Genomic DNA, 19,186 nt, shown 5'->3' with positions numbered 1-19,186 from the left:
GGTGGAGAGACCCACCTCTTCACAGCCTGAGGCAGGCAAACGCAGACAGTTCTTGCCGACGCGCATGCGTTCGACAGCCCTTTTCGTGCAGCCATACTGCAACCTGAAAGAGGGACAGCACTCATGCGCGTTTTCACCGTCCTCGGCCCCAGCCAATCGGGCAAATCCACCTTGGTCGAAGCGATCAGCCGCCTCGACGGGCGGCCCACCACATTCGATGTTGCCGGAACCGTGCATCTGCACGGTTTTTCTTATTTAAACGAACCGTGGTGCGCGGTGGACGTAGACGGAGGCGGCGATGCGCTGGCCTATGTCGGCCCAGCCATGGCGATCTCGGACGCAGCAGTTGTGGTTGTCCCACCTGACCCCGATGCCGCCGTTCTGTGTGCCCCGTATCTAAGGTTGGTCGAAGAGGCCGGCATTCCCTGTTTTTTATTCATCAACCGCATGGACAGCCCCAACGGTCGCATCCGCGACATCGTTGCTGCACTGCAGACCTATTGCACCCACCACATCGCTCTGCGGCAGGTGCCGATCCGGGACGGAGACACCATTATCGGCGCAGTCGATCTGATCTCGGAACGCGCCTGGAAGTATCAGGAGGGGCAGCCCTCGGCCCTGATCGAGCTACCGCAATCAGCGGAAGACCGCGAACAGGAAGCACGCACCGAGTTGTTGGAGACCCTATCGGATTTCGATGACAATCTGCTGGAGCAACTGATTGAGGACAAACAGCCCCCAAGCGACGAGGTCTACGAGCTGGCCGCACAGGTCTTGCAGAACCATCAGCTTATCCCGGCCTGCCTAGGTGCCGCGAGCCATGGCAACGGTCTGACCCGCTTGATGAAAGCGCTGCGTCATGAAGCACCGGAATTCAACATTGCAGCTGACCGGGATGAGGCCGAAGAAAACGCCCGTGCCATTGCTGGCTTTGCGGATGTGAAGAAGCATATCGGCAAGATCACCGTATTGCGCGGTCTGGGCGACGGCGTGAAAGCTCATGAACCCCTTGGTGGCGAAACTGTTGGAAATCTGACAACCTTGGACGCCAAGACCCAGATCAGCGCGCTTGAAGCCGGACATATTGGCCTTGCTGTCAAATCCGACCACCTTAATCCTAGCTTCATCTATGACAGCGCGGCGGCAACGCCGTTGCCGGAATGGGCCTCATCCCATCCTGCCGCGCATCGTCAGGTCGTATCGCCTGCGCATGAGCGAGACGACGTGCGCCTGTCGAATGCGTTGACCCGGCTGGTTGAGATCGACCCCGGCCTGCACCTGGAGCAAGACGAGTTGAGCGGTCATTCTATTCTGGGCTCACAAGGCCCGCAGCACATGCGCCGCGTGACCGCCAAACTCGCCGAGGATTTTGGCATCGAGATTGAGGCCGAAGCCGCCGGAACCGCCTATCGCGAGACCATCCGCACAAAGGTCGATCATCGCCATCGCCACCGCAAGCAATCCGGCGGTGCAGGTCAATTCGCTGATGTGGTGATCTCAATCGCGCCGCTGCCGCGCGGCTCGGGGTTTCAGTTCGAAGAAGTGGTCAAAGGCGGGGCCGTACCCCGGAACTACATTCCTTCGGTTGAACATGGGGCCAAGGACGCACTGGTTGAGGGGCCTGAAGGCTTCCCAGTTGTGGACGTCAAGGTGACACTCAGCGACGGCAAACACCATAACGTGGACAGTTCGGATTATGCTTTCCGCACTGCAGGCAAGAATGCCGTGCGCGAAGCGTTGCCAGAGGCGAAGCCCGTCGTCCTGCAACCTATCCTGAACGCCGAAATCCATCTGCCCTCAACCTTCGTCGGCGATCTTGTCCCGACGATCAGCTCGCTGCAGGGGCAGGTTCTTGGGTTTGAAGGCAACCCCAACGCCTCAGGCTGGGAAATCTTCAATGCGACACTCCCCGCCGTGGCCGAGGATGAACTGCACCGCACACTTGCCAGTGCTACCCGCGGGACCGGTTGGGTCAAACTACAATTCGATCACTATGAAGAGCTGCGCGGCCCCGTTCCCGCGTCAGCCAAAAACAAGGAAATAGCCTGACATCAAAGGCGCGGGGTGCGTGTCAGCTCGCCGCCGCAATCAGCTCGCGGGTATAGTCGGTCTGAGCGTGTTCGAACAAATCTTCGGCAGCGCCCATCTCGACGACATCGCCGTTTCGCATGACGATCACGTTGTGGGACATCGCGCGCACGACCTTCAGATCGTGACTGATGAACAGATAGGCCAGCCCGTATTTCCTTTGCAGCTCACGCAGCAGGTCAACGATCTGCACCTGCACGGTCATGTCCAGCGCACTTGTAGGCTCGTCCAGAACCAGCAGCTTGGGCCGCAACACCATGGCGCGGGCGATGGCGATCCGCTGGCGTTGCCCGCCGGAAAACTCATGCGGATAGCGGTCCATCGCAGAGGGGTCCAATCCGACCTCGTTCATCACTTCGGCCACCAGATCGCGCGGGGCGCGATGAGGATCGACCTTATGGATGGCCAGCCCCTCGGCGATGATTTGCATGCAGGTCATCCGCGGGCTGAGGCTGCCGAACGGATCCTGAAATACGATCTGCATGTCCTTGCGCAACCGCCGCAACTCGCGCGTTGACCAGCGGCGCACATTCTGGTCGCGGAAAGTGATCCCGCCCTCGGACGCGATCAGACGCATGATCGCCAGCGCCAGCGTCGTCTTGCCCGAGCCGCTCTCCCCCACGATCCCAAGCGTTTCCCCGGCACGGACGCTGAGGGTCGCGTCGTTGACGGCCTTCACATAGCCTACGGTCCGTTTCAGGAAACCGCGCTGGATCGGGAACCAGACTTTCAGGTGATCGGTGCGGGCTACCTCTTCGGCATCCGGGGCCACCGGGTCGGGGTGCCCGGACGGCTCGGCCTCCAGAAGCTTGCGAGTATAGGGGTGTTGCGGGTTGTCGAAAATCTCCGTTGTCACTCCGGCTTCGACAATTTCACCGTCCTTCATCACGCAAACCCGGTCGGCGATGCGGCGGACGATGCCAAGGTCATGGGTGATGAACAACATCCCCATGTTCTCGGACTTTTGCAGTTCGGCCAGCAACTCCAGAATCTGCGCCTGGATGGTGACGTCCAGCGCCGTTGTCGGCTCATCCGCGATTAAAATGTCCGGCTTGTTCGCCAACGCCATCGCGATCATCACGCGTTGACGCTGCCCGCCGGACAACTGGTGCGGATAGCTGTCCAGCCGCTCCTCGGGGTCTCGGATGCCGACCTTGGTCAGCAGTTCTACAATCCGTTCCCGCGCCTCATCGCCGGTAACGCCCTGATGCAGAGCCAGCGATTCCGCCATCTGTTTCTGGATCGTGTGCAATGGATTGAGCGAGGTCATCGGCTCCTGAAAGATGAAACTAATGTCGTTGCCGCGCACGTCCATCAACCTGTCTTCGGACGCGCCAATCATCTCTTGACCGCCATAGGTGACTGAGCCTTCGACAATTGCGCTATCACCCAGCAGCGACACAGTGCTCAACGCCGTCACGGATTTGCCCGAACCGGATTCGCCCACCAAAGCCACCGTTTCACCGCGGTCGACGGTAAAGGACACGCCTTTGACTGCCGCACTCACCTGCCCGTCCTGCCGGAACGAGACCTTGAGGTTGTTCACATCCAAAAGGCTCATGAGAAGGTCTTTCTGGGATCAAACGCATCGCGGACGCCTTCAAAAATGAAGACCAACAGCGACAGCATGATGGCAAAGGTGAAGAAGGCAGTGAAGGCCAGCCACGGTGCCTGAAGGTTCTGTTTCGCCTGCAAAGTCAACTCTCCAAGCGACGGTGCTGAAGACGGCAAACCGAAGCCAAGGAAATCCAGCGAAGCCAGCCCACCGATGGTTCCGGTCACGATGAACGGCATGAAGGTCAGCGTGGCGACCATCGCATTAGGCAGCATGTGGCGAAACATGATCGTCATGTTACCCACGCCCAGCGCCCGCGCGGCACGGACATACTCCAAATTTCGTGCCCGCAGGAATTCAGCGCGCACGACGCCCACCAGTCCGGTCCAACTGAACAGGATCATCAGAATCACCAAGAGCCAGAAACTTCGCCCAAGAATCGCGAACATGATGATAATGACATAAAGCGAGGGTGTCGCCGACCAGATCTCGATAATACGTTGGAAGATCAGATCCAGCCAACCGCCAAAGAACCCCTGAATGGCCCCAGCAAAAATGCCGATCAAACTGGCCACACCGGTGACGAGTAAAGTGAACAGGATCGACAGGCGGAAGCCATAGATGACACGAGCTAGCACATCTCGCTTGGTGTCGTCAGTGCCGAGCAGATTCTGACCATTGGGCGGCAGCGGTGCAGCGCCCGGGCGGTCCACGCTGGTGTTGAAGGAATACGGGATTGGAGGCCAGATGGCCCAGCCTCGCTCAAACCCATCCGCTTCGAACGTGCCCGCCTTGATTTCGTCGATAATACCTTCGGGGTCGTCGAAGCACTGATCCAATCCGCCGCTATCGATCAGGCACATGACCTCGGGGTCGCGATAGATCGCCTCGGTCTGGAAATCACCGCCGAACTCAGTCTCGGCGTAAAAGTTGAAGACAGGCGTGTAGATTTCACCCCGGTACTTTACCAGGATCGGTTTGTCGTTGGCGATGAACTCGGCAAACAGCGATAGGCCGAACAACACCGAGAAGATGATCAGCGACCAGAACGCCCTGCCATTGCGCCGGAAGTTGCGCCAACGGCGCTGATTGAGAGGGGAGAGTGCCATTTACCCCTCCCGCTTTTCGAAATCGATACGCGGGTCAACGAGCACATACATCAGATCGCTGATAATGCCGACGACCAGCCCCATCAGGCCAAATATGAAAAGCGTACCAAAAATTACCGGATAGTCGCGCGCCACTGCGGCCTCAAAGCCCAGACGCCCAAGACCATCGAGCGAGAAAATGGTTTCAATGATGATCGATCCACCGAAGAACACACCAATGAATACAGCAGGGAAACCTGCAATCACGATCAGCATCGCGTTGCGGAAGACATGACCATACAGCACCTTACTTTCACTCAAACCCTTGGCGCGAGCGGTCATCACGTACTGCTTCTTGATCTCATCCAGAAACGAGTTCTTGGTTAGCAGCGTCAGCGTTGCAAAGGCCGAGATGGTCAGCGCGATTATCGGCAAAGCGATGTGCCAGAAATAGTCAGTAATCTTTCCAAACAGGCTGAGGCTGTCCCAGTTGTCCGAAGTCAAACCCCGTAGCGGGAAAATCTGCCAGTAAGAGCCACCGGCGAACAACACCAGCAGCAGAATGGCAAACAGGAAACCGGGGATAGCATAGGCCACGATGATCGCACCGCTGGTCCAAGTATCAAAGCTCGACCCGTCCTTGATCGCCTTGCGGATACCCAGCGGGATCGACACCAGATAGGCGATCAGCGTCGACCACAGACCCAGCGAAATAGACACCGGCATCTTTTCCAGAACCAGATCAATCACACTGATCGAGCGGAAATAGCTCTCGCCAAAATCCAGCGTCAGGTAGTTGCCCATCATGCCTAGAAAGCGTTCCAGTGGCGGTTTGTCGAAGCCAAACTCTTTTTCCAGTTCAGCGATGAATTCGGGCGGAAGGCCACGCGCACCGACGTATTTGTCATCAAAGGCACCACCTGCGGGCTCGGCCCCGGCTCCGGCATCGCCACCACCAGCGAACCCAGCAAAGACGTCGCCCTGCCCTTCGATCTGCGCGATGATCTGTTCAATGGGACCACCGGGCACGAACTGCACCAGCGTGAAGTTGACGATCATGATGCCCAGAAGGGTCGGAATGACCAGCAACAGGCGTCTTAGGATATAGGCGCCCATGTTATCGCAGCGCGCCTTTGGCTTTCAGGTCAGCCTCTTTCTCGGGGTTGATCCACCACAGATCGAGATACCCAAGCGAGAATGGAGGCAGGTTTTCAGGGTATTCGTACATGTCGTAATAAGCCGTCCAGTAATCCGCCACATACCCATCGGGAATGACGAAGAACTCATAACGCAAGACACGATCCAACGCCATCAGCGCAGCATCCTGTTCTGCCTGATTTGTCGTGTCGAATGACGCTTCGATCACAGCGTCAACAAGCGGGCTGGCAAGACCGGCAGGGTTGAACAAGCTGAACGCGGCTTCCTCCGATCCGTACATCTGACTGAGACCCCCGCCGGTCGACAGGAACGAGCCGTAGCGGTTCGAATATACCATATCATAATCACGCTCACGCCGCCGCAGGGTGAATTGAGAAGGATCTACCTTCTCTGCCGAAGCATCCACACCGATCGACTGCAGGTTCTGCACATAGGTCTCGATCATGGTGGCGGTCGAGGTTGGAATGCTCGACGCATACGGAATATTGACCTTCAGCGTCTGCCCATCGGCATTGCGGCGCAGATTGCCGTCGCCGACGGGCCAACCAGCCTCGTCCAGCAGTTTCGAGGCTTGCCGCAAATTGCGACGGTCGTTCAACCGAGCTGGATTGGATTCGTGGACGACAAGCGCAGGCTCGCTGAACACCTCGGCCGGAACCACGTCACCCAGCGTTTCCAGAAACGCCAGTTCGGCACCCTCCGGCACGCCTGTCGCTTCAAGATGTGTCCCCTGCACAAATGAACTGCGCGGTGCGTTCAGACCGAACATCAGCGATTCATTTGCCCATTCGAAATTGAACGCCAGCGCCAGCGCTTTACGCACATTCTTGTCGGCAAATTGAGGCTTGCCCAGATTGAAAACGAAACCCGACGGCGTCGGTGGGCTACCATCCACGATCTCGTCCTGCACGACAAACCCTTCGCTGAGTTTCGGGAAATCGTAACTAGAGGCCCAGAGCTTGGGGTCACTTTCGATACGCATCGTGTATTCGCCCGCCTTGAACCCTTCGAAGGCGGCGGTTTGATCCGCGAAATACTCGATCCGGATAGTGTCGTAATTGTTGCGGCCTATGTTGATCGGCAGATCCTTGCCCCAATAATCGTCGCGACGCTTGTAGACTATACGACGGTTGATGTCATAGCTGTCCAGTTTGTAAGGACCTGAACCAACGGCGACCTCCAGCCGCGGTTCGTCCAGACGACGGCTTTCATCAGCCTCGAACCAGGCTTTTGAAAATACCGGGGTCGACCCGACGGTTTCGATCAACCCGCGCCGGGTGACATCCGGACTAAAAGTAAATTTTACAGTGTGGTCATCCAGAGCTTCAGCCCCTGTAACCATGCGCCCGACGGCTTGCGCATAAGACGGCAAACCCTGCTCAATGAACAAACGATGACTATAGACGACGTCTTCGGCAGTCACCGGGGTGCCATCCCAGAACATAGCTTCGGGGCGCAGATTGAAGATCACATAATTGCGCCCTTCGTCATATTCCATACTTTCCGCAACAACCCCATAATACTGCCCGACACTGTCCGCGGTACTTTCGATCAGCGGGTCATATTGAAGCGTAGTCAAAGCGCCTGCCCGCCCCTTGCGCGAATAAGGGTTCAGGGAATCAAACGTACCTGAGCCCGATAAAGACAGCTCTCCGCCCTTTGGTGCGTCTGGGTTGACGTAGTTCAAGTACGGATAGTCGGCCGGATAATCCAGATTTCCGAAATAGGAATACCCGTGGCTGCGCGTGACGCCCTCTTCATTGGCACGGGCAGGATCGCTGCTGCCCAGAACCAGTGTCGCCGAAATCCCAAAAGCCGCAGCCCAAGCGTGAATTCCGGTAAAGCGCATCTGGGGCAGAAGGGGTTTCATCAGGCTCGTCCTCTGAATTTCTGTCATCTTCATTGTCGTGCCCGCCAGCTAAAGGTCCAGCACTGTCAGTTGCAAGTTTAGAATGCGTGAACGCTTTGTGAAGTTCTTCTCAGACAAAAAATAAAGCCGCTGCGCAAGGCAGCGGCTTTAAATCCAGCAAATCTGATCAACAGATCAGTTGCCGATGGTCTGCAGATACGCAATCAGATCGGCGCGTTCTTGTGGTTTTTTCAGGCCAGCAAAGCTCATCGAAGTGCCCGAGATATAGGCGCTTGGGCGTTCTAGGAACGCGTCCAGGGCTTCGGGTGTCCAGTTGCCACCATGCGCCTGCATCGAGGCCGAATAACCGGTAAAGCCTTTAGCTGAGGCAACCGGGCGATCTACGACACCATAAAGGTAAGGACCTGTACCATTGGCGCCGTCTTCCAGTTTGTGGCAAGCGGTGCACTTGCGGAATACGCGCGCGCCTTTTTCCGGATCGGCTGCAGCCAACATATCTTCAAAGACTACTTCTTCGCCGTCCGCGCTTTCGCCCGAGCTTTCGGTTTCGATAATGTAAGCAGCTTCGGCAAGATGGCTGTCAGAGCTATAGAGGACATCCGCCCCCCATTTTGCCAGAAGCAACACCAGGAAGGTGCCAAACAAGCCGGCTGCGGCTTTGGTAACTGTCATCGTGTCGAACATTTTGATCGCGTGTCCATTTCAGCTGTCTGCGGGGTGTCTAAGGCTTCCCCTGAGAAGACGCAAGGTATAGACACCGCGACTAAACGCCCAATTCAAGAACTTGTTGCACGGAAACGACCAAATGACCAATCGCATAGCATTTCAGGGAGAACCCGGCGCATACAGTCACGAAGCCTGCCGGAACGCGCGACCGGATATGGACGCCCTGCCCTGCCGCACTTTCGAAGATGTGATCGAATCAGTGCGCTCAGGTGAGGCTGATCTGGCCATGCTACCGGTGGAAAATACCACCTATGGTCGTGTGGCCGATATTCACCGCCTGCTTCCGGATAGCGGGCTGCACATCATCGACGAAGCATTTGTGCGCGTGCACATCAACCTGTTGGGCGTACCGGGCGCGACTCTGGAGGATATCACTGAGGCGCATTCCCACCTCGTCTTGCTACCACAATGCGCAGGTTTCCTGAAGCAACACGGAATTCGTGGCAGGGTCAGCCCGGATAATGCTCGTGCCGCACGCGAGGTCGCCGAGATCGGCGACAAACACTCCGCAGCGTTAGCCAGTGAGCTGGCAGGTGAGATTTACGGCCTCAACGTTTTGGCCCGTCACATTGAAGATCAGGGCGACAACACGACCCGTTTTCTGGTGATGTCTCGTGAGGCCGACGAATCGCGCCGTGGTGATCACGGCATGATCACAAGTTTTGTCTTTCAGGTGCGTAACATCCCGGCGGCGTTGTACAAAGCGATGGGCGGATTTGCCACCAACGGAATCAACATGACTAAGCTGGAAAGCTATATGGTCGACGGGTCCTTCACCGCGACCCAGTTCTATGCCGATATCGTGGGTCATCCAGGCGATCGAAATGTGCAACTGGCGATGGATGAGCTTGAGCATTTTACCACCAACGTAGAAGTCCTCGGCGTTTATCCGGCGGCGCAACCTCGTGGATAGTGCAGGTAGTTGGCTCGCCCCTTCAAAGGAACGGCCTGGATAGGCGGGGCAGCTACGCTTGCACCTTAGAACAGTAATTAGAATCCTTCGGTGCGACATCCTGAAAGTGCGGCGGATTACGGGTTGGTCACTCCGGTTCCCAAGCGATAGACCTTGCAAATCGCGCCATCCATCTGCCGGTACTCTCTGAATCCCATCGCCTCATAATAGCCAAGGCCGTCGAAATTGTTGGCCCCGATCGTAGCATCGATAGCGGGCAATCCCTGCTGCCGAGCGGCTTGAAGAGAACGTTTGAACAACGCCCGACCGATACCACATCGCGCAGCGGACGGTTTGATATGCGTCCCAATGATGCCCCACCCGACCGCAACGCCATACGGGTTGTTTCGGGTGGCAAGCTTCAACGACTGGAAACCCAGTATCTGTCCGTCCGGCGCAACGGCAAGGCTACACTGAATCCGCTCAGGGTCGCAGATGTAATGCGTCAGTGCAAAGGCGCTGTCGGCGGGCTTGGTCCGCTTTCCGGCCGCTACAAGCGCTGTTAGCACACCGGACAAGCCATCCGCATCGGCTTCGACAGCGTCGCGTATGATCGGTCTCGTTAAAGTACTCATCTACTTCTCGGTTGTCAGACACCATGGAGGTGTCGTTCCTCCATATCGCGCGCGAATTCGCTGAGACGGGTCTGGAACTGTCGCCTGAATCGGGATTGCCCTAACTTCAGGGATTGAAGCAATAGGCGGGCGGGCAGCGTTTTCGCACCCAGCGATGTTTCAACGCGCAGCCGTGTCCGACGTTGGGAAAGCGCTAAAAGCTCGATCACCGTGTCGCCGTTCATTCCCTTGCTGCTGGACTGGAACCGCATCAAGGACGGGCGATCGCATTCTGTCATCTCGATAATGATATGACGTGGCTTGCCACGTATTTTGAATTCGGTCTCCCAGGTTATTCCGGCCTGCGGCACAACCGACCCCGTGACCCGACGCACATCGACCCCGCGCCGCAAGGCTTTGCGTTCGAAGCGTTCAAAATCCGAGACCATGGTGAAGACCGTCTCGATTGGGACATCGATATCTTCCTGCGCTGAAAACTGCATGTTTGCTTTTCTCTGCCCTAGATTGGGTTCAGTTTCTCGTCAGTCCAGCGTGTCTGCAAGCCAGTGTTGCAACAAAAAGTGCGCAATCGCACCTTTTCGGGCAGGCAACAGCTTAGGGTGATCCCCAGCGAAGGCCTGCATCATCTCTGTCCGGGTGACCCAGATCGCATCCTCGATCTCGACCGGATCGATCTGGATATCGCGCGATAACGCCTCGCCTGCGCATCCAAACATCAGGGATGCGGGAAAGGGCCAGGGTTGGCTTGCGAGATAGCGCACCGCACCCACGGGCACGCCCGCCTCTTCCATCACTTCGCGCCGCACAGCGGCTTCCAGCGTTTCACCGGGCTCAACAAAACCAGCCAAAAGCGAATACATGCCTTCAGGCCAGCCCGGAGAGCGCCCCATCAGCACCGAATTGCCATGGGTAATCAACATGATGACCACAGGATCGGTGCGCGGGAAATGCTGGCCGCCGCAGGCCGGGCAACTGCGCTGCCATCCACCCTGAGACATCTCGCTGCGGGCACCACATCGGGCACAGAATTGATGCGTTTCGTGCCAGCCGATCACCGCCTTGGCGGTTGCCGCAATCTCTGCGTCTCGTGGGTTGAGGCGTGTCATGATGCGGCGCAGCTCGGCAAAGACACACCCCTCGGGCAGATCAGGGTGCTGCTGTTCGCTGCGGTCGACAAAATCTCCGACACCGGATAAATCCAGCCCTTCAGCCGCCCAGCCCGAGATGTCCATGGCAAAAAGCGGCGATCCATCCTCGGATTTTCCAAGGAAAATCGGTTGCTCGATCACACCGCCCGGGCCCTGTTCGAGAATCTTGTGCGCCATCGGAAGCCGGGCGAGCCGGTCCAGTGCCTCACCCTCAACCAACAGTTTGCCACGCCACAGCAACACACATGTTGCCAAAGGGTCACGATAAACCTGTGCCAGTTTGTCCGCGTCGCCGCGCAGCAAACCCGCCCGATCCAGTGCCGAGCCGCCAAATGTCACCTGTTCTGCGCGTTTCATGCCTGCCGTTCCTGACTGCCGCGCAAAGGGCTGCCACGTCTTACCTGATCGTGCAACGGGTATCGACCAAACATTTTTCGACCCTGCCGCGGAATGACCGCAGCATCGCCCCGGAAATTGCATTAAATCGGCCTCATGGTGGAAACGTTGGCACACTGACAGCTACAAGTTGAAGATATTGAAATCAAAGTATTTAATGCGACAACGAAGAGATGCAGATGATGGCGCACGGATTCGAATCCTTGCTACATCCGATCTACACATGCACCTGACGTCATATGATTACTATTCGGATCGCCCCGAACCTGCGATTGGTTTGACCCGTACCGCCAGCCTGATTCACGAGGCGCGCAGACAGGCTGAACGCGACGAAGCCCTTGTGCTGTTGTTTGACAATGGTGATAGCCTGCAGGGAACGCCATTTGGCAACTGGGCAGCTGAAAACGTGCCAGACGCCCATCCCCTGCCACGCGCGTTCAACACGTTAAACTATGACGCGATCGGATTGGGTAATCACGATTTCGGATTTGGGTTGGAACTCGTCAATCGCATCGCTCGCCAAACCGCCTGCCCAATGATTTGCAGCAATATGCAAACCACTCAGACCGAACAAGGGTGGGATGCACACACGATTCTGCATCGAGTTGTCAGACTAAATGGACAGGGCACCGCAATCCGCATCGGGGTTCTTTCTGTTTTGCCCACTCAAACCGCACAGTGGGAAGCACATCTGCTAACGGACCGGGTCGTGGTAACAGACATTCTGGCCGCTGCGTGGCGCGCTGCTGAAGATCTCAGCGTGCAAGGTTGCGATCTGATTGTCGCCCTTGCGCATACCGGACTGGGATCGGCAATGGCCGAGCCGGATATGGAAAACGCGATCATCCCGCTGGCCGAGATGCCGCTGATTGATGCCGTCGTCGCAGGCCACACCCATCTGACACTGCCCGGAAAGGCGCATGATGGTTATCCATTCGTCGACAGTACGCGGGGGCTTGTGCATGGAACGCCGGTTGTCATGCAGGGTTGGGCCGGGTCTCATCTTGGGATCATTGATCTGACACTGCAAAAAGATACCACCGGCGATTGGCGCATTACAGGCAGCCATGTCGAAGCGCGGGCAATCGCTCAATCGGGCACAGAAATACCCGAATGCCCAAGGATCACAGAGCTGTTTGCGACCGGCCACGCTGCGACGCGCAAAAGGGTGACCAGGCCAGTGGGCACAATCCCACACACGCTACACAGCTACTTCTCATATTGCATACCGGATCGCGGTCTGGCCTTGGTTGCGGCGGCTCAGGCCGCTGCCCTACGCCCGCATTTGGTCGATACCGACTGGGCAGATTTGCCGATCATATCGTCAGCCGCCCCGGCAAAGTTCGGCGGGCGCGCAGGAAGCAAGTACTACACTGATATCCCCTCAGGCGAGATTTCAGTTCGACATATCGCTGATCTCAGTGTCTTTCCTAATGAATTGCGCGCGATGCTGGCCTCAGGTTCTCAGATTCGGGACTGGCTTGAGATGTCAGCCGGGCTGTTCCATCAACTTGGATCAGACGCCCCGATCGATCTTGCCGATCCTCAGCGCACGGGCTTCAATTTCGATGTCCTGCATGGCGTCACCTACCAGATCGATCTTTCGCAACCGGCGCGGTTCGATACGCTCGGTCGAGTGATTGATCCGGCATTTTCCCGCATACGCAACCTGGAATTCGATGGGCAGCCGATTGCGCCTGACCAGAGTTTCCTTGTCGCCACCAATAACTACCGCGCCAATGGCGGTGGTCATTTTCCAATTGCGCGACAAGCCCGTATGATTGACCTGCCTCAGATCAGCATACAGGATATTCTATGCAAATACGTCGCGGGCACATTGCCCGCCGACCCACTCGCGCATGCACCGCGCCCCTTTTCTTTTGTACCAAACCAAAGGCAGGGCGCGATCCTGACAACGGGGCCACGCGCGCTACACCATGTTGCAGAGCTTGCTGAGTATCATCCACGCATTCTGCCCGACTATGCGGATGGTTTCATGCGCATTCATCTGACCTTCTGACGGGTTGCCATTTTCAGGGGATGCACCTATATCGGCTTTGAGAGGTTGGCGCGGGCGAGCGCCTCGCCAACCTGGTCAGGTCCGGAAGGAAGCAGCCACAACGAGCCCCGCTTGGGTCGATGTCCAACCTCTCACTTAGAACCTATCAGCCGCAGGAGGGCGTTTATGATTGTAGCAAAAACCCTTCGGGCAGACCGGTTCTGATCCTTTCCGATCAACTGATTGCCTGAACACGTCGCCGGCGGATGCGCGATTGCCATTCGACGGGATTGCTGTTTCTGATCACAGGCAGACCAATGTTACTTTCCTTTTCGGACCTCGGATGGTCCTCTCATTTCGCGGCTCAGCATACGGCTGATCCGTCACTTCTTCCGTATCGCATCTCGGCCGTACACCGGGATCGACTGATCGGGCTGAGCCCTGAAGGTGAATCGCCTTTGTTATCTCTGGATCAATCAACCGGCGCATATGCCGTTGGGGATTGGGTTCTGGCGGATGAAAACAAACGCATACGCCGAGTGCTGGACCGGCGCAGCCTGCTGCAGCGCCGGGCCGCAGGTACAGGGGCAGCGGCGCAGCTGATTGCTGCAAATGTTGATGTGCTGTTCATCGTCAGTTCCTGCAACGCCGATTTCAATATGCCACGATTGGAGCGGTATCTTGCGCTGGCGCATCAGGCAGGCTGCTATCCGGTGGTCGTTCTGACCAAATCGGACATGTGCGATGATCCGAGCCTTTATGTAGATCAAGCCCAATCGCTCGCCCCGTTTCTGACGGTACTTGCGGTCAACGCGCTGGATCACGGCGATCTCGAACAAGTTCTGTCGTGGTGTCCGAAAGGACAAACCAGCGCCTTGCTTGGATCATCCGGCGTTGGGAAAACGACGCTCGCCAACGGGATGACGGGGCAGGATCAGGCCACCGCAGGTATTCGCGAAGACGATGCGCGCGGCAGGCACACAACAACTGCACGCGCCTTGCATCGCATGCGCAATGGCGGCTGGCTGATCGATACGCCCGGCATGCGCGCGTTGCGTCTGCTGGATGCGCAGGAGGGGTTGGATGAGGTATTTTCGGACATCTCAGACCTCAGCCTGGATTGCCGCTTCTCGGATTGTCAGCACGAGTCTGAGCCCGGATGTGCGGTGCAGGCGGCAATCGACGCTGGTACGCTTGATCCCGCGCGGCTGGACCGCTGGCGCAAGCTGCGGCGCGAAGACCAACACAATTCCGCTTCGGTGGCGCAGGCCCGCGCCCGTGACAAGGCTTTCGGCAAGATGGTGCGCAGCGTGATGCACGAGAAAAAATCCCGTAAAGGGCTATAACGAAGCTGGGCACCGACCTACCGGTGCCCAGCGCTATCAGGCGATCAGCCTAGGCCAGACTGCCGCATTCCGTCTTGCGAATGCACCGATATGGCCGATCTTGGACACTCCGAATTCGCTTGGTGCAAGCAGATGGCGCCCGGCTTTGGGTCCATAGAGATCGGCAAGACGCCAGACAGCATCCGGCGGCACCATTTCATCATCTGCGAAGGTAAACAGATCGACACGTTTGCCCAAGTCTTTCCAGCGGGCGGCGGGCAGTGTCGTGCCGATCTCTGGCACATAGCTTTTGGGGGCGGTGCACCATTTGCGCCATTGCCAATAGACTTGGGCAGGCAGGTCCGATCCAAACCCGACCAACCGCCCGGGCAGGTAGCCAAGCGCCTTGACCACCAGCGGCGCGTGACCATACCAGAACAACGCCGCCAAAGCGCGATAAGGCCAAGGGTGATCCGCCAGCGTTACCAGACCCGAACAGACACAGATCATCCTGTCGATCTGATCGATATCGGGTTGGATCGGGCCAAACATTCCGCCCAAGGAATGACCGATGCTCCATAGCTTGGCCTGCGGAAACCGTCGGCGCATCTCGGCCCGGGCGGATGGAATGTCGATCAACGCCCAATCGGCCATGGTGACATTTGACCGCTTTTGCGAACCCACCAAAGAGTGACCAAAATCCCGGTAATCGTAAGTCAGGCAGGCCATGCCCTGTTCTTCGGCGAGCCATCGGGCGAAGTACTGATAGTAATCCCTCGGCACCCCAGTCGCACCGTTTATGACGACCACCTTTTCGGGGTCGGCAACCGGACGGTAAAGCCGCGCCGACAACATTGCCGGGTCGGACGGGATCTGAAAATCCTCGGTCACAACCGCCTGCTGTGTGTCCAACATGGTGCCCTCCAATACCGACTGAACTGATCAGTTCACCCGAAGCGCCTCAAGTCAAGGTTGACGTGGCTGGACCGTACGTCACTTGCCTGACGCAATCTTCTTGACTCGGGCACGGCGCAGCCGATAGCCATGTCGCGATGGTTCTCGCGCCCAATCGGGCCGGGATGAAAAGGGAACACGGTGCGGTTCTGCCCGGATAAATCCGGAAAGAACCTAGTCCGAGACTGCCCCCGCAACTGTAAGCGGAGAGCAATGCCGAGATACCACTGGCCTTGAAGGCTGGGAAGGTCGGCAAAGCGATGACCCGCAAGTCAGGAGACCTGCCATCAGATGTAGAACCGAAACTCGGGCGGGGAGTCCGGGACGGGTTTGATCGTGCTCCGCAACGACCAACCTGTGCCACGCCCTCGCCTTGCGCGCGGAGGGCGCATTGATGATCTGGAAGACCAAAACACACGAATTCGCGGCGACCGTGTGCCAACGTACTGGCGCACCCTGCCCCGCATTGGCACAGATGGCGCGGGCTCTGACGCAGACCATGTCCGCCACAAAACCGGTCACGAAAACTGAGTTTGAGATTGAAGGCACCATAGATCTGTCGCACTGCCCGGAAGGATGCACCGCCCGCTTTCGCGCCCAATGCGACCAGATACGTGTATTCTGCGGAACCGATCCTGAAATCGATACCGGCCGGCTGGATGACTACGCAGACATGATGTTCGGAACCGAGTACCGCAGCCTACCCGCAGACCTGCTTAGGAATCCTCCTTGCGCCATGCTTGAGGCTTCGCTTCTGGTGCAGCACAACGGTGGCGAAATCTCGCCACATGTTGGTGTCTAAGCCGTCAAACGGCTTGAACACGGGCCGGTTCAACGGCCCAAAGCATCTGGGCATTTGTCTCGACTGCGCAAGGACGCACCGTACGCAATCGCTTCAATGCCGCCTCAGGCCGTTCACCGCATTCAACCATCAGACGCAGAACCACCATCCCGGATCGGCCACAGCCACCACGGCAATGCACTAGCACACGGCCACCACCTGACAACGCCTGACGTGCGGTCGCGCCAACGCGGGGCCAGCGGTCCAAAATCTCTTTGGGTGGCGTGCCAAAATCTTCGATCGGCAAATGCACCCATCTGCTGGCACGCCCCTGAATATCAGCGCCAAAATTCCGCGCACCATCCTGAATCATCTCGACCTCAGTGGTCATCGAGATCACAAGTCCCGGCTTCCAGTCTGCGATAAGATCAAGGTCTTCTGCATACGTTCCTCCACGCCCAGGCATCGAGGACAAGGCCAAGGTGCCTCCGCCAACCTGCAACGCATAAACCACCAGTTGCGACATAATCTCCCCCCAAACAAACTTTACCCAAAAACATACTGGTCCAGTAAATAGAATAGAGTGGATTTTAGCCGCATACCCACGCATTCCAAAATGAAAATCGTCCCGGCTGGCTGTGGACGCGGGCGGCGGGGGCCTCTACGCTGCGGCGTAACGCGAATCCGACAGAGCAGACATGACCGAGACGCCCAGCCCCGCCTACCAGGTTCTTGCCCGCAAATACCGCCCCGAAACCTTTGCCGATCTGGTCGGTCAGGACGCCATGGTGCGCACTCTGAAAAACGCCTTCGAGGCGGACCGGATCGCGCAGGCCTTCATCATGACCGGTATCCGCGGTACCGGCAAGACGACGACCGCTCGGATCATAGCCAAGGGTATGAACTGCATCGGTCCCGATGGCAGCGGCGGCCCTACAACCGAACCCTGCGGTCAATGTGAACATTGCGTGGCTATCATGGAGGGCCGCCATGTCGACGTGATGGAGATGGACGCCGCCAGCCGCACCGGTGTCAATGACATCCGCGAGATCATCGACAGCGTACGCTATCGCGCTGCATCCGCGCGCTACAAGATCTATATCATCGACGAGGTTCACATGCTGTCGACCAGCGCTTTTAACGCGCTGCTCAAGACGCTGGAAGAACCCCCCGAACACGTGAAGTTCATCTTTGCCACCACCGAGATTCGCAAGGTCCCGGTGACCGTCCTGTCCCGTTGCCAGCGCTTTGATCTGCGCCGGATCGAGCCGGAGGATATGATCGGACTGCTGCGCAAGATTGCAGGTGCCGAAGGGGCACAGATTGCCGAGGATGCGTTATCGTTGATCACCCGGGCCGCCGAGGGATCGGCGCGGGATGCGACCTCACTGCTGGATCAAGCGATCTCGCACGGGGCCGGTGAAACCAGCGCGGATCAGGTGCGCGCGATGCTGGGGCTGGCCGATCGGGGCCGGGTGCTGGATCTGATGGATATGATCCTGCGCGGCGATGCTGCAGGCGCGTTGACCGAGCTGAGCGGGCAATATGCCGAAGGGGCTGATCCACTCGCCGTCTTACGCGATCTGGCTGAAATCACGCATTGGGTTTCGGTGGTCAAGATCACCCCGGATGCCGCCGAAGATCCCACCGTTTCCCCCGACGAACGCGCCCGAGGTCAACAAATGGCCGAGGCTCTGCCCATGCGAGTCCTTACACGCATGTGGCAAATGCTGCTGAAAGCGCTCGAGGAAGTTTCCGCCGCACCCAACGCAATGATGGCTGCGGAAATGGCCGTGATCCGCCTGACCCATGTGGCCGACTTGCCTAGCCCGGAGGAGCTGATCAAGCGTCTGCAAGATACGCCTCCGCCGCCCAATGGTGGCCCCGGCAAGGGAATCGGTGCGCCGGGACATGCTCCTGCCGCGCCACAGGCTGTGGCCCGATCGGCCTATGCCGCATCGGGAATCGGCGGCAACGCAGGCGGGCCAACAGCTGCGCTGGCCCAAGATGTGCAGGCAGCGCTGGCACGCTATCCAACATTTGAACATGTGGTCGAACTGATCCGAGCCAACCGGGACGTGAAGTTGTTGGTCGAGGTCGAAAACGGCGTGCGTCTGGTATCCTACCAACCGGGTAGGATCGAGTTCGCCCCAACCGACAACGCCCCGACCGACCTGTCACAACGATTGGGCGCGTCGCTGCAGCGTTGGACAGGCAACCGGTGGGCCGTTTCTATTGTCGCTGAGGGCAACGCACCGACCATTGCCGAGGTACGGGACGCTGCAGACTTGGCACTGAAGGCCGAGGCTGAACAGCATCCTCTGGTGCAAGCAGTGCTGACTCATTTCCCGAAAGCGCGGATCAAGAGCATCGAAACCGCAGAACAACGCGCCGCTCAGGTCGAAACCGAAGCCCTGCCCGAGGTTGAAGACGAATGGGACCCGTTCGAAGAAGACTGACCAACTAGCACACGGGCACCTTGTCCAAATGCTCCCGCACCCGCCACGGGCCATCGGCTGACGCCGATACCCCTGAGCGGCTTTGGGCCCGGCAGCGCGCCTTGCGCGCTGC

16 protein-coding genes, 1 other RNA gene and 1 riboswitch are annotated in these 19,186 nt (G+C 58.0%); of the genes, 7 read left to right on the top strand and 10 right to left on the bottom strand.

The genetic code is table 11. The features are described from left to right. The first annotated feature begins 123 nt into the window (after nt 1–123). Entirely contained in the window at nt 124–2,049 is a 1,926-nt protein-coding gene (locus tag ACR0AH_RS19865) for an elongation factor G (RefSeq protein ID WP_480593421.1), read from the top strand. Nucleotides 2,050–2,071: 22 nt separating this feature from the next. On the opposite strand, the gene ACR0AH_RS19860 is transcribed toward ACR0AH_RS19865, so the two are convergent. The 5 genes from ACR0AH_RS19860 to ACR0AH_RS19840 all read right to left on the bottom strand — a co-directional run bounded on the left by ACR0AH_RS19860 (nt 2,072) and on the right by ACR0AH_RS19840 (nt 8,443). Continuing rightward, nucleotides 2,072–3,649: an ABC transporter ATP-binding protein gene (locus tag ACR0AH_RS19860; protein ID WP_480593419.1), complete on the bottom strand. Its 1,578-nt coding sequence runs from the start codon at nt 3,647–3,649 to the stop codon at nt 2,072–2,074. Next, nucleotides 3,646–4,752 (bottom strand): ABC transporter permease, encoded by a 1,107-nt coding sequence (locus ACR0AH_RS19855; protein ID WP_170398652.1) that lies wholly within the window; start codon nt 4,750–4,752, stop codon nt 3,646–3,648. Before ACR0AH_RS19855 ends, ACR0AH_RS19860 begins: the two co-directional genes overlap by 4 nt. After that, a complete protein-coding gene (locus tag ACR0AH_RS19850) occupies nt 4,753–5,847 on the bottom strand; it encodes a microcin C ABC transporter permease YejB (protein ID WP_170398655.1) in 1,095 nt (364 codons plus the stop codon). 1 nt (nt 5,848) lies between these two features. After that, complete coding sequence (locus ACR0AH_RS19845; RefSeq protein WP_170732480.1) at nt 5,849–7,759, bottom strand: extracellular solute-binding protein; 1,911 nt, start codon at nt 7,757–7,759, stop codon at nt 5,849–5,851. Nucleotides 7,760–7,933: 174 nt separating this feature from the next. Next, entirely contained in the window at nt 7,934–8,443 is a 510-nt protein-coding gene (locus tag ACR0AH_RS19840; RefSeq protein ID WP_170398660.1) for a c-type cytochrome, read from the bottom strand. 121 nt (nt 8,444–8,564) lie between these two features. On the opposite strand from ACR0AH_RS19840, the gene ACR0AH_RS19835 reads away from it, so the two are divergent. After that, a complete protein-coding gene (locus ACR0AH_RS19835) occupies nt 8,565–9,398 on the top strand; it encodes a prephenate dehydratase (RefSeq protein ID WP_170732482.1) in 834 nt (277 codons plus the stop codon). A 116-nt stretch (nt 9,399–9,514) separates the two neighbouring features. Here the strand turns inward: ACR0AH_RS19835 and ACR0AH_RS19830 are convergent, their stop codons facing one another. Genes ACR0AH_RS19830 through nudC form a run of 3 tightly spaced genes read right to left on the bottom strand, consistent with a single transcriptional unit; the run spans nt 9,515 to nt 11,517 of the window. Then, nucleotides 9,515–10,012: an N-acetyltransferase family protein gene (locus tag ACR0AH_RS19830; protein ID WP_480593416.1), complete on the bottom strand. Its 498-nt coding sequence runs from the start codon at nt 10,010–10,012 to the stop codon at nt 9,515–9,517. Nucleotides 10,013–10,026: 14 nt separating this feature from the next. Continuing rightward, nucleotides 10,027–10,494 (bottom strand): SRPBCC family protein, encoded by a 468-nt coding sequence (locus ACR0AH_RS19825; protein WP_170508814.1) that lies wholly within the window; start codon nt 10,492–10,494, stop codon nt 10,027–10,029. Between the two features lie 39 nt (nt 10,495–10,533). Next, the gene (gene nudC / locus ACR0AH_RS19820) at nt 10,534–11,517 is read right to left on the bottom strand and encodes an NAD(+) diphosphatase (RefSeq protein ID WP_170732484.1); all 984 of its coding nucleotides are present in this window, start codon (nt 11,515–11,517) and stop codon (nt 10,534–10,536) included. A gap of 196 nt (nt 11,518–11,713) precedes the next feature. Here nudC and ACR0AH_RS19815 point away from each other — a divergent pair, with 196 nt between their 5' ends. From ACR0AH_RS19815 to rsgA, 3 genes are all read left to right on the top strand, one after another. Beyond that, nucleotides 11,714–13,576, top strand: coding sequence for a bifunctional 2',3'-cyclic-nucleotide 2'-phosphodiesterase/3'-nucleotidase (locus ACR0AH_RS19815; RefSeq protein WP_170732487.1), 1,863 nt, complete (start codon nt 11,714–11,716; stop codon nt 13,574–13,576). 38 nt (nt 13,577–13,614) lie between these two features. Beyond that, an RNA gene (gene ffs / locus ACR0AH_RS19810) (signal recognition particle sRNA small type) lies at nt 13,615–13,713 on the top strand. Between the two features lie 159 nt (nt 13,714–13,872). Beyond that, nucleotides 13,873–14,901, top strand: coding sequence for a ribosome small subunit-dependent GTPase A (gene rsgA / locus ACR0AH_RS19805; protein ID WP_170732489.1), 1,029 nt, complete (start codon nt 13,873–13,875; stop codon nt 14,899–14,901). A 36-nt stretch (nt 14,902–14,937) separates the two neighbouring features. Here rsgA and ACR0AH_RS19800 read toward each other — a convergent pair whose 3' ends face one another. Beyond that, nucleotides 14,938–15,795 (bottom strand): serine aminopeptidase domain-containing protein, encoded by an 858-nt coding sequence (locus tag ACR0AH_RS19800; protein ID WP_170636356.1) that lies wholly within the window; start codon nt 15,793–15,795, stop codon nt 14,938–14,940. A gap of 122 nt (nt 15,796–15,917) precedes the next feature. Then, nucleotides 15,918–16,137, top strand: a riboswitch (cobalamin riboswitch). A gap of 91 nt (nt 16,138–16,228) precedes the next feature. Here ACR0AH_RS19800 and ACR0AH_RS19795 point away from each other — a divergent pair. After that, nucleotides 16,229–16,636, top strand: a complete 408-nt coding sequence (locus tag ACR0AH_RS19795) for a hypothetical protein (protein ID WP_170562413.1) — start codon at nt 16,229–16,231, stop codon at nt 16,634–16,636. A gap of 4 nt (nt 16,637–16,640) precedes the next feature. Here the strand turns inward: ACR0AH_RS19795 and ACR0AH_RS19790 are convergent, their stop codons facing one another. Then, complete coding sequence (locus tag ACR0AH_RS19790) at nt 16,641–17,141, bottom strand: phosphatase domain-containing protein (RefSeq protein WP_170508827.1); 501 nt, start codon at nt 17,139–17,141, stop codon at nt 16,641–16,643. Between the two features lie 172 nt (nt 17,142–17,313). Between ACR0AH_RS19790 and ACR0AH_RS19785 the strand changes: the two genes are divergently transcribed. Further along, the gene (locus ACR0AH_RS19785; protein WP_170406564.1) at nt 17,314–19,074 is read left to right on the top strand and encodes a DNA polymerase III subunit gamma/tau; all 1,761 of its coding nucleotides are present in this window, start codon (nt 17,314–17,316) and stop codon (nt 19,072–19,074) included. Nucleotides 19,075–19,186 lie beyond the last annotated feature (112 nt).

This window comes from Ruegeria sp. AM5 (genome assembly GCF_056540645.1).
Note: the sequence above shows the minus strand (reverse complement) of the source record. Positions and strands in the feature narration are given on the sequence as shown.